Origin of the sequence: Streptomyces sp. NPDC005483, from assembly GCF_040606035.1 — a bacterium.
In the GTDB taxonomy this organism is placed as follows: Bacteria; Actinomycetota; Actinomycetes; order Streptomycetales; family Streptomycetaceae; genus Streptomyces.
The window spans coordinates 166006-177307 of the sequence record NZ_JBEXEA010000019.1 but is presented as its reverse complement, the minus strand read 5'-3'; the positions used below and the strand labels follow the sequence as shown (position 1 = coordinate 177307).

The following is an 11302-nucleotide window of genomic DNA, read 5'->3' as shown; positions in this document are numbered from 1 at the left end:
CAAGACCGGTTCTGGTACGAGGGCGCCAACTGGCAGGGCTTCGAACTGGCGCCGGCCGGCAGCGCCTCAACAACCGGGTCGATCGCGGCAGTCTCACGGATCGACGGCAGCATGGAGGCGTGGTACGTCGGGGCGAACGGCTCGGTGCAAGACCGGTTCTGGTACCAGTCCTGACCGTTTTGAGGCGGCCCGGCGGGGGCGTGTGGCGCTCCAAGGGCTGAGGAGCGTGTCGGCAGTGCGTCACGAACACTGAGCGACAACGAGAGGGGGTGGGATCCAGTGAGACGTGGCTCCCACCCTCTTCTGCCCCTGTCTCAACCACGCACTCACCCAGCTCCCATCCCGTCCGCCGTCGATCCACACACCGGGGAGCAGGCGTGGTTCATGGCGTCCAGGTGGAGCGCGCCACTGTACGGACGCCATGGGCCGCGTCTGCTCGGCTCTGCCTGGGTTGATGGTGGTCGGGACGGGAGCTCAGCCCGCGCAAAGCGCGGGCCGGCTTCTTGGGCCTGGCCCTCTGCGCCGGGCCCGGTCCCTGGGGCCGCAAGCATGTTATGGCTCGGACGGTAGAGCCCCTAGACGGGCAGGCCACGGTCAGAACGATGCCTCCGGTGGGGGATCGGCCGGCACCGGGATGGAGGGGGCGCCGTTCGAGACCGGAGGTCCGTAGGGCGTGCGCGGGGCTGACGCCTGCCTCGTGGTGTGGAAGCCTGGATATGGGGAGTGAGCGGCGGGAGCGGATGAAGATGCTTGGTGCGCGTCTTCGTGGGCTGCGAGCGGATGCCGGTCTGACGGGTGCCGTGTCGGCGCGGCGGGCCTATGTGGGGCAGCCGCCCGTGTCCAAGGTCGACAACGGCCGGATGGTCCCCAGCGCCGACGTGTTGGGCCGCTGTCTCGCGCCCTCGGCCTCGACGAGGTGATCTCTCGTGAGGTGCATGACCTGCTGGTCGCCGTTGAGGCCGCGCCAGACGCAGATGAGGCATCCGAGGACATCACGTGGTGCGGTCGGCTCAGCTGATCCGCTCGTTTCAACGGATGCCTCATCGTGTCGTCCTGCCCGACCATGCTCCAGAGCCCGGAGTACGCCCAGTACGTCTTCGACAGTGCGCCGAACCTCTCCCCTAAGTCTGTCGGTCGTGCGGGCGCGACTAGTCAAAGCTTCGCTGTACTTCGCTGCCGCACGACACGCGACACGAAAAAGCCCCCTCCGGGATGATCCCGAGGGGGCTTTGACCTGCTGTGCACTCGGCAGGATTCGAACCTGCAACCTTCTGATCCGTAGTCAGATGCTCTATCCGTTAAGCTACGAGTGCTTGTTCTGTTTTCTCGCCGCTCCTTGCCCTTCCGGGCCGCTCGCGGCGACAGGAAGAACATTACATGACTGCCGCTCGCATGTGAAATCCGTTTGCCATACCCCTTGTGACCTGCGAAAACGCACATCTGAGCGAGTTGGAGAACGACGAAGCCCCGGTCGCTGGGACCGGGGCTTCGGTGATCTTGCGCGGAGGCGGAGGGATTTGAACCCTCGATGGGATTGAAGTCCCAAACCGCATTAGCAGTGCGGCGCCATAGACCGGACTAGGCGACGCCTCCAGCACAGCCGCCCGCGCGAGCGCGAGTGGTGCGTGCAGATGATGACACAGTCGAAGGTCGTGCCACCAATCGACTCCCACGGTACTAGGCGGGCAGGCCGCAGGGCAAAGTGCTTCCGCGCAACGTACGGCCCCGTCCGCCGTTAGTCAGGGCATGTCATACGTCATCCGGCTCGGCCGGCTCGCACGGTTGAGCCCGCTCCCCCTGTTCCTCGCCGCCCTCGCCCCCACCCCCGTGGCGGCGCACACCGAGACCGGGGACCACCTCACCGTCACCGTCCACCACGCGGGCAACGGTGCCGACGGGACCTTCGAGGTCGACTGTCACCCCGCGCGCGGCACCCACCCCGACCCCGCGGGCGCCTGCGCCGGCCTGGACAGGAACACCCGGTGGGGGCGCGACACCTTCGCCCCCGTCCCCGAGGGCAGCGTCTGCACCATGCTCTACGGGGGTCCCGCCACCGCCCATGTCACGGGAACCTGGGCCGGGCGCCCCGTGGACGCCCGGTTCGACCGGAGCAACGGGTGCGAGACCGCGCGCTGGGACCGGTTCGTGCCGCTTCTGCCCAGCGCGGGCGGCCTAGCCCACGGGAGGCGGTCACACGTTCTACCTCACTTCGTCGTGCGACCTCCCTCTCATCCGGCACCCCCGCCCAACCGCTGCGCTTAGACTCCCTCGCGTGACACGTCGCGGGCCCCTTGGCAAGATGGCCCGAACGGTCGGCAAGGTGCGGTAACAGGGAGGAAGCGTCTCGTGAGCAGCAGGCCATCCCGAGGCGCTGCTCGCCTCGCAGCCATACTCGACGCGCTTCCCGACGCGTTGGTGCTGGTCAACGCCAATGGGACCGTCGTCAACGCCAACACCATCGCGCTGGAGGCGTTCGAGGCACCGGGCACCGCGCTCGTCGGACGCGGGCTGCTCGATCTGCTGCCCGAGTTCGACTCGCGGCTCATCCCCGGCTCCATGCGGCGGCCCGACCACATGGACCCGCGCGGGCGGACCAAGCCGACCCGGATGGTGGCGCGCAGGACAGACGGGACCGAGTTCCCCGTCGAGGTCACCAGCGCCAACCTGGAGAACGGCCAGCAGGCCTACGACGGTTACGGCTACAGCGGCGACGAGCTGCTCATGCTCGTCGTACGGGACCTGACGGGGACCGTCGACACCGAGGCCGAGCTGGCCCGTTCGCAGCGGCAGACCGAGATGATCCTGCGGGCCGCGTCCGAGGGCGTCGTGGGCACCGACACCGACGGGCGGATCGTGCTCGTCAATCCGGCCGCCGCCCAGATACTGGGTTACCGGGCCAGTGACCTCGGCGGACGCGAGCTCCACGACCTCATCCTGCACTCCCGCGCCGACGGCACCCCCTTCGCGTACGAGGAGTCCCCGCTCGCCGACACCCTGCGCTCCGGGCGCAAGCACCGGGTGCGCGGGCAGGTGCTGTGGTCCAAGAAGGGGGAGAAGGTCCCGGTCGACCTGACGACCGCGCCGGTGCGCGACGGCGACCAGCTCGTCGGCGCCGTGCTCACCTTCACCGACCGGCGGCCCTACGACGCCCTCGCCGACGAGAAGTCCACCGCCGAGAAGGCCCACGCGGAGGAGCTGGAGCGGCTGGAGGAGGAGCACGCCTCCGAACTCACCGCGCTGCGCCAGAAGCACATCACCGAGCTGGAGGAGCTCCAGGAGCAGCACGACGAGGAACTCGCCGCCGGCGAGGAGCGGTACGCCGCGCTCGGGGAGCGGGAGAAGGACCGCTACGAGGCCCTCGCCGGTCGGCACGATCAGCTGCTGACGCTGCTCGGGCGCTCGCTGCGCGGGCCCCTCGACGAACTGCGCCGCGAACTGTCCGCGCTCGCCGCCGACGACGCCGGACAGTTGTGGCCCGAGGCCAACCAGGTCCTGCACCACCTCTCGGCCGGCTACTCCCGCATCACCAACCTCATCGACAACGTCCTCGGCTACCAGCGCCTCGACGCGGGCACCGACGACATCGTCCGTACGAACGTCATGCTCGACGCGGTCGTCGCCGCCGGTGTGGACGGCGCGGTCGAACTCATCGGACCGGGCCGCGTCCAGTTCGCCGTGCACGCGCCGCCCATCGAGGCCGAGGTCGATGCCCAGCGCCTCGCGACCGCGCTCGCGCATCTCATCGCGGACGTGGCCGGGGTCGACGCGACCGGGAACTCTCCGGTGTCCGCGGGCGGTTACATGGACAACACGGTCGTGGTGGCGGCCGCCCAGCGGGGCGAGGGCGTACGGATCGAGGTGCGCGGGCCGTACGCCGGGGGAGACCCGGTGCACGAGCCGATCGTGCGCGGGATCGTGCGCGCCCACGGCGGTGTGCTGCAGACGCACGAGGTGCCCGGCATGAGCGGCAGCGCGTACGTCCTCGAAGTGCCCATCGGCGGTGGGGCGGGGGCCGTCGCGGCTCCGGGTCCGGCCGCGCTGGAGGCCGCCCCCGCGGTGGCCTCCCCCGGGGGGACCGCCCCCGTGGAGTCCGCACCTGCCGAGGGCGGCGGGCGGCGGCGGGCCCGGCGTTCCTCCACCGACTCCTTCCTGGACGCCGACGTCCCGGCCGGGACCGACGACTCCGTGGCGCCCACCGGGCGACGCAGGCGGCGGGCGGCGGACGAGCAGGACCAGCCCGTGCCCGTACCCGCGCAGGCCTCCGGCGACGACGGGGACGCATCCGGCGGTACGGGGCGGCGCCGTGGGCGGCCCGCCGAAGGTGCCGAGGGCGCCGAAGCGGGTGTGTCCGAGGGTGCCGTGGTGATGGCCGGCGAGCACGGCGCCGGGTCCGCGGCCGTGAACACCGGTCTCGGCGGGACCGTGCCGCCGCAGGGCGTGCCCGTACCGGCCGGGGGCCGAGCCCGGCATGAGGGCGGCGAACAGCACGCGCTGCCGGCGGCATTGCCCGCGGGTGGCTCCGCCGAATCGGGTCGGCCGCAGGGCGAGCTCGAGCTCGCCGGGGGGCAGGGCCCGTCCGGCGACGGCGCACCGCAGCAGGACGGACGCCGGCGGCGTGCCCTCGCGGCCGCGTCGGAGCGCGCGGCCGCGCAGGAGGCGGCCCCCCGGTCCGTCTTCGCCCTTCCGCCCGCCGACGCGGACCGACCGGCCGACGGCACGGACGCGGCGGGTCCGTCACCGGTGCAGGCCCACGGACAGGTTCAGGGGCAGGTGCCGGGCCAGATTCAGGGACAGGCGCTGGTGCCGGGGCAGATCCCGGGCCAGGTTCAGGGGCAGATGCCGGGCCAGGTCGCGGGTCAGGGCCAGATCCCGGTGCAGATGCAGATGCAGGTGCCCGGGCACGGCCAGGTACCCGGTCAAGGACAGCTCCCGGGCCAGGCCCAGGGGCAGGTCCAGGTCGCGGGCCAGCAGCTCCCGGCGCAGGTGCAGATGCCCGGGCAGGGCCAGGTTCCCGGCCAGATGCAAGCCCCCGGTCAGGCCCCGGCCCCCGTTCCGACGGCCCCTCCCGCGCCCGCACCCACCCCCGTTCCCGCCAACGGCCTCGTCCAGGCAGCCGCTCCCGGACAGCACCTCCCCGCCGACGCTCACGGTGGCGACGGCCGGCACGACGCCGTACCGCACGACCAGGCGGACGACCACACCCCGCCGCAGCCGCACCCCACCACCGCGCCGACGGGCCGCCGTCGCCGGGCCGTGGCCCAGCCTGCGGAGGCGACGGCCGGTACGCCCGCGCAGGGGCTCCCCGCACAGGCCGGACAGGGTGTCCAGGCGGCCGGTGGGCCTGCGCCCGTGGGAGTTCCTACGGCCCCTGCCCAGCAAATCCCCGGCGTAGTGCCGCCGCCGGCCCCGTTCCCGGGTGTCCCCGTGCAGAACGCGACCGGACAGGCCGGCCTGATCCCGCAGACCGCATCCTCACCCGATCTCGCCCCCGCACCCGCCTCACCTCTCCAGGCGGCCCCGGCCCAGCCCGTACCGGCCCCCGGCCAGCCCCTCCCCGCCGAGACGCCGCAGCCGCAGCCCCAGGCCCAGGCGCCAGCTCCGGCACCGGCCGCGCCCGCTCCCCAGCCGTGGCCCGCCTCCCACGACAGCTCCGGCGCCGGCACCCCCGTACCGGCGAACGGCGCCGCCACCGCCGTACCCCCGAAGCAGCCCGCGCCCCAGCCCGCGCAGGCCGCCGAAGCCGGTCAGCGCACTTCGCCGTCCGGTGCGCCCCTGTCGGCGGAGGCGGCGCAGGCGCAGGTCCGGGGCGCTCAGCCGCTGCCCGCCGAAGCCGCGGCGGTCCCCGCCGCGCCCGTCGACCCGAACTCCACCCAGGGCCGGGCGATCAGCGTGCGGACCCTCGGTCAGGGGGTGCCGTTCACCCGGCAGGCGGCTCAGGTGCAGCAGCCGGGGGCGGCCACGCCTCCGCCGCACCAGTCGAATGGTTCGGGGCGGCGGCGCAAGCTCGGCACCCGGCCCGACCCCGCTGCCGCCGCGGCCCCGGAGCAGGGGGCGCGTCCGCATCCGGCGGCCGAGCAGGCCGTACCGGCGCAGGCACCGCAGCCCCAGCCGTCGTTGGCCGAGCAGTCGCGGCTGGTGCACGTCACCGAGGCGGCCGGGCGGTCCTACGCCATAGGGGCGCCGGACGAGAACGCCGCCGAGGGGCCCGAGCCGTTGGACGGTCCCGGTGGGGCCGTCGAGATCCCCGACACCCCTCGGCCGCAGCCGATGGACGACGAGCTGCCCCCGGAGCCGCTGGACAACCCGCGACGGCTGCTGGTGTGGCCCGCGCCGGACGTGACGACCCAGCAGGCGCTCAGCGACCGTGGGTACCGGCCGGTCATCGTGCAGTCGCGCGAGGAGGTCGACGCGCAGATCGCGGCCTTCCCCGCCGCGCTGTTCGTGGACCCGCTGACGGGGCCGATCACGCGGACCGCGCTCCAGTCGCTGCGGCAGGCCGCGGTGGCGTCCGAGGTGCCGATCATGGTGACCGCCGGGCTCGGGCAGGCCTCGCGGGAGGCGGCGTACGGCGCCGATCCCGCCGTACTGCTGAAGGCGCTGGCGCCGCGGGACAGTGAGCAGCACCCGCCGCGCGTGCTGCTGATCGAGGAGCACGCGGAGATCGCGCTGGCGCTGACCTCGACGCTGGAGCGACGGGGGATGCAGGTCGCTCGCGCGGCGAGTGACGCGGACGCGGTGACGTTGGCCGGGCAGCTCAGGCCGAACCTGGTCGTGATGGACCTCATGCAGGTCCACCGTCGCAGGGCCGGGATCGTGGACTGGTTGCGGGCGAACGGGCAGCTGAACCGGACGCCGTTGGTGGTGTACACGGCTGCGGTGGATCAGGCGGATCTGCCTCGGCTGGCGTCCGGGGAGACCGTGTTGTTCCTTGCGGAGCGGTCGACCAGTGCGGAGGTCCAGTCTCGGATCGTGGATCTGCTGGCCAGGATCGGGACGAACTAGTAGCGCCGCTGTCGGCTGCGGGTTCGTTGTGTGGCTGGTCGTTGTGGCCGGTCGTCGTGGCCGGTCGCGCAGTTCCCCGCGTCCCTATCGGGGCTCCACCAGCCGCCTCGCCGCCTCCTTCACCGACGCCCGTAGCCGGTCCCGGTCGGCCGGCTCCCCGCCCACCAGGATCCGCTTCATCTGCGGGACCACCGCGGCCCAGTTGGCCACCGCGATCAGGAGGAACAGCAGGTCGCGCGGGGGGATCGCGTCGGTGACCACACCGCGGGCCTGGCCGTCCCGGAGGGTCGCGACCTTGCGGCGGTAGTGCTCCTGGCGTTCGGCCTCGTCGGGCAACTCGCTGCCGGAGCCGTACTCCAGGCCCTCCCAGAAGAGCAGGCGCAGCACCTCGGGGTGGGCCTCGTGGTAGTCCATGAGGCGGTCGATCCAGTTCTCGATGTCGTCCGGGTCGACCGGGACGGCGACCGCGAGATCGAGCATGGCCTTGCCCAGGACCTTCGTGAACAGCTCCGCCTTGTTGCCGAAGTAGGCGTAGATCAGCTGCTTGTTGGCCTTGGCCTCGGTCGCGATGCGGTCGATGCGGGCGCCCGCGATGCCGTGGCGGGCGAACTCGGCGACCGCCGCCTCGAAGATCCGGGCTTTCGTGGCCTCGGGGTCCCTTGCTGCTGCCATGGGGCCAGGATAGAGGGCCGCCGGGAAGTAACCAACTATTTGGTTGACAGGGAATGCGAGGCCCTTCCAGACTGTTGAGCCGATCGACCAACCAACCAGTTAGTTGTTAGACCTGACTCGAAGGATCCCCGGTCATGCCGACAGCAACCGCCACCACGGCCACGGGACGGTCCACGCAGGCCCCCGCCCGGCGCGCGGGCTCGCTCCTCCTCGTCCTCATCGCCGTCTGCACCGCCGTCACCGCCGCCAACATCTACCTCGCGGCGCCGCTGCTCCCCCTCATCGCCCGCGACTACGGCTCGACGCCCTCCGCGGTGGCCTGGGTCGCCTCGGTCGCGCAGTTCGGCTACGCCTTCGGGCTGCTCGTCTTCGCCCCGCTCGGCGACAGCGTGAACCGGCGGCGCCTGGTCGCCGCGCTCTCCCTCGTGACCACCGCGGCCCTGACCGCCGCCGCGCTCACCACCGGCACCACCGCCCTCGCGGCCGCCGTCCTGGTCGCCTCCGCGGCCACCGTCGTCCCCCAGCTGCTGGTCCCGCTGGTCGCCCAGCGCGCGCCCGCCGACCGCCGGGCCCGCCATGTCGCGGCCGTCATCGCGGGCCTGTTCACCGGGGTCGTCGCCGCACGGGTGCTCGGCGGGCTGGTCGGACAGGCCTTCGGCTGGCGGGTGGTGTTCGTGGGCGCGGCCGTTCTGACGGCCGTCCTCGGGCTCGCGACGGCGTACGCCCTGCCGGCGGAACAGACACGCCGCTCCGGCCCGCTCTTCTCGGGCCTCACCGCCCTGCCGTCCGTCGTGCGCCGCTCGCCCGACCTGTGGCGCGCGTGCGTGCGGCAGGCGGGGATGTACGGCGCCTGGAGCGCGCTGTGGACCTCGCTGGCACTCCTGCTGACCGGCCCGTCCTACGGCCTGTCGACCGCGACCGCCGGGCTCTTCGGCCTCTTCGGGCTGGCCGCGAGCGTCGTGGCACCGCTGGCCGGCGGGTTCGTGGACCGCTTCGGCGCCGCCAAGGTCGTACGGTCGGCGTATCTGCTCGCCGCCGTGTCCGTGCCGCTGTTCTGGCTCGGCGGGCACGCGCTGTGGGCCCTGTTCGTCGCGGCGATCGCCGTGCACGCGGCCCTGGTCGCCTCCCGCGTCGCCAACCAGACCCTCGCCCTGACGACGACCTCGACTCCGGCCACCGCCAACACGGCGTACGTCGTGGCCGGTTTCGCCGGCGGCGCGACGGCGTCCGCGCTCGCCGCGTCGGCCTTCGGATGGTGGGGCTGGGGCGGCGTGTGCGCGGTGGCGGGGGTCTGGCTGGGGCTGGGGTGGATTGCCACTGCGGTACGGCGGTGACAGCTGCGGTACGACGGTGAGCCCGCGGTACGACGGTGAGCCTGCGGTACGGCGAACAGGGATCCGGGCCCCGGCCTGGGCGCCCTGGTCGCCGTACCCCTCACCCGTCTCAGAGCTGGGTGACGTCCAGCTCCCCCTCCGCGTACCTTCTCCGCAGCACCTTCTTGTCGAACTTGCCGACGCTCGTCTTCGGGACCGCCTCGACGATCGACCAGCGCTCCGGGAGCTGCCACTTGGCGATCTTGCAGACGTCGCTCGCGAGGAAGGCGCGCAGGGACTCGAAGTCGGCGGTGGAGCCCTCCTTGAGGACGACCGTGGCGAGGGGGCGCTCGCCCCACTTGTCGTCGGGGACGGCGACGACGGCGGCCTCGGTGACGTCCGGGTGGGACATCAGGGCGTTCTCCAGCTCGACCGAGGAGATCCACTCGCCGCCGGATTTGATGACGTCCTTGGCCCGGTCGGTGAGGGTGAGGAAGCCGCCGGCGGAGATCGTGCCGACGTCACCCGTCTTCAGCCAGCCGTCCTCGCTGAACTTGTCGGCGGGGCGCAGGGGTTCGGCGTCCGGGCCGTTGTAGTAGGCGCCGGCGATCCAGGGGCCGCGGACCTCCAGCTCGCCCGCCGACTCGCCGTCCCAGGGGAGGCGCTCGCCGCCGGGGCCGGTGAGGCGGGCCTCGACGCCGCTCGGGAAGCGGCCCTGGGTGAGGCGGTACGCGAACTCCTCGGGCGTGCCGACCGCGTGGGCCGGCGGGCGCGAGACGGTGCCGAGCGGGGAGGTCTCCGTCATGCCCCAGGCGTGGCAGACCCGCATGCCCAGCTTGTCGAAGGCCTCCATCAGGGACGGCGGACAGGCCGAGCCGCCGATGGTGACCTGGGTGAGGGAGGAGACGTCACGCGGCTTGGCGGTGAGCTCGCCGAGCAGCCCCTGCCAGATGGTGGGGACCGCGGCCGCGTGGGTCGGCCTCTCCCGCTCGATCATCTCGGCGAGGGGCGCGGGCTGCAGGAAGCGGTCCGGCATCAGCATGTTGACGCCGGTCATGAAGGTGGCGTGCGGCAGGCCCCAGGCGTTGACGTGGAACTGCGGGACGACCACCAGCGAGGTGTCCTGGTCGGTCAGGCCCATCGACTGGGCCATGTTGACCTGCATGGAGTGCAGGTAGATCGAACGGTGGCTGTAGATCACGCCCTTGGGGTCGCCCGTGGTGCCGGAGGTGTAGCACATGGAGGCGGCCTGGCGCTCGTCCAGCTCGGGCCAGTCGTAGGTGGTGGGCTTGCCGGCGATCAGGTCCTCGTACTCGTGCACGCGCGCGTGGGTGCCTTCGAGGAGCGTGCGGTCGCCGGGCCCTGAGACCACCACGTGCTCGACCGTCTTGAGGTGCGGGAGCAGCGGGGCGAGCAGGGGGAGCAGCGAGCCGTTGGCGATGACGACCCGGTCGGCCGCGTGGCCCACGATGAAGGTCAGCTGGTCGGGCGGGAGGCGGAGGTTGAGGGTGTGCAACACCGCGCCCATGGAGGGGATCGCGAAGTAGGCCTCGACATGCTCGGCGTTGTTCCACATGAGGGTCGCCACCCGCTCGTCCCCGGTGACCTGGAGGTCCTCGCGCAGGGCGTGCGCCAGCTGGGCGGCGCGGGCGCCGACGTCGGCGAAGGAGCGGCGGTGCGGCTCCGGCTCGCCGGTCCAGGTGGTCACCTGTGAGGTGCCGTGGATCGACGACCCGTGGGTCAGGATCCTGGAGATCAGCAGCGGTACGTCCTGCATCGTGCTCAGCACGGCGTCCTCCCGGGGCGACATTGCCTACGCGGTAGTAAGGGCTGCGCCGATTCTGCGCACATACCGCGCGGTATGTCACTAGAGCCGGGCGATCGATCACGTCACGATGCCCTCACAACGGCCGACCGTCCCGAACGGTTCTCTGTCGGGCGAGCACCAGATCGGGGTAACGATTCCTCAGCGGGGGCAGCGATCGGGGGCGCGGTTTCCCCGGCCGGCGGCCACCTGCCCCAGGTGGCGGTTCCCCAGCGGGGGCACGCCTCGAAGGCACAGAACCCCGGCAGGCGGCACCAGCCCCAATTGGCGATTCCCCAGCGGGAGCACAGCTCGTCGAGGGCAGCCCAGGGTGACGATTCCCCAGCATGCGACATCAGCACGAGGTGGCGATCCCCCAGCAGGGACACGACTCGAAGGCACAGAACCACGGCAGGCGGCACCAGCCCCAATTGGCGATCCCCCAGCGGGAGCACAGCTCGTCGAGGGCAGCCCAGGGTGACGATTCCCCAGCATGCGACATCAGCACGAG

General features: G+C 72.5%; 6 protein-coding genes and 2 tRNA genes. 4 read left to right on the top strand and 4 right to left on the bottom strand.

Annotated features, from left to right (window positions below; translation table 11 throughout):
- Positions 1–554: 554 nt before the first annotated feature.
- The gene (locus ABZT06_RS32520; protein WP_355748988.1) at positions 555–920 is read left to right on the top strand and encodes a helix-turn-helix transcriptional regulator; all 366 of its coding nucleotides are present in this window, start codon (positions 555–557) and stop codon (positions 918–920) included.
- 320 nt (positions 921–1240) lie between these two features.
- On the opposite strand, the gene ABZT06_RS32515 is transcribed toward ABZT06_RS32520, so the two are convergent.
- Together ABZT06_RS32515 and ABZT06_RS32510 are read right to left on the bottom strand one after the other, a co-directional pair.
- A tRNA-Arg gene (locus tag ABZT06_RS32515) sits at positions 1241–1313 on the bottom strand.
- 189 nt (positions 1314–1502) lie between these two features.
- Positions 1503–1593: transfer RNA gene (locus ABZT06_RS32510), tRNA-Ser, on the bottom strand.
- 153 nt (positions 1594–1746) lie between these two features.
- Between ABZT06_RS32510 and ABZT06_RS32505 the strand changes: the two genes are divergently transcribed.
- Both ABZT06_RS32505 and ABZT06_RS32500 read left to right on the top strand, forming a co-directional pair.
- Complete coding sequence (locus ABZT06_RS32505; RefSeq protein ID WP_355748985.1) at positions 1747–2262, top strand: SSI family serine proteinase inhibitor; 516 nt, start codon at positions 1747–1749, stop codon at positions 2260–2262.
- A gap of 84 nt (positions 2263–2346) precedes the next feature.
- Positions 2347–7002: a PAS domain-containing protein gene (locus ABZT06_RS32500; protein ID WP_355748982.1), complete on the top strand. Its 4656-nt coding sequence runs from the start codon at positions 2347–2349 to the stop codon at positions 7000–7002.
- A gap of 84 nt (positions 7003–7086) precedes the next feature.
- Here ABZT06_RS32500 and ABZT06_RS32495 read toward each other — a convergent pair whose 3' ends face one another.
- Positions 7087–7674: a TetR family transcriptional regulator gene (locus ABZT06_RS32495; RefSeq protein ID WP_355748979.1), complete on the bottom strand. Its 588-nt coding sequence runs from the start codon at positions 7672–7674 to the stop codon at positions 7087–7089.
- Positions 7675–7808: 134 nt separating this feature from the next.
- On the opposite strand from ABZT06_RS32495, the gene ABZT06_RS32490 reads away from it, so the two are divergent.
- Positions 7809–9008, top strand: coding sequence for an MFS transporter (locus tag ABZT06_RS32490; RefSeq protein WP_355748974.1), 1200 nt, complete (start codon positions 7809–7811; stop codon positions 9006–9008).
- A gap of 109 nt (positions 9009–9117) precedes the next feature.
- Here ABZT06_RS32490 and ABZT06_RS32485 read toward each other — a convergent pair whose 3' ends face one another.
- A complete protein-coding gene (locus ABZT06_RS32485; protein WP_355748971.1) occupies positions 9118–10797 on the bottom strand; it encodes a long-chain fatty acid--CoA ligase in 1680 nt (559 codons plus the stop codon).
- Between the last annotated feature and the right edge of the window lie 505 nt (positions 10798–11302).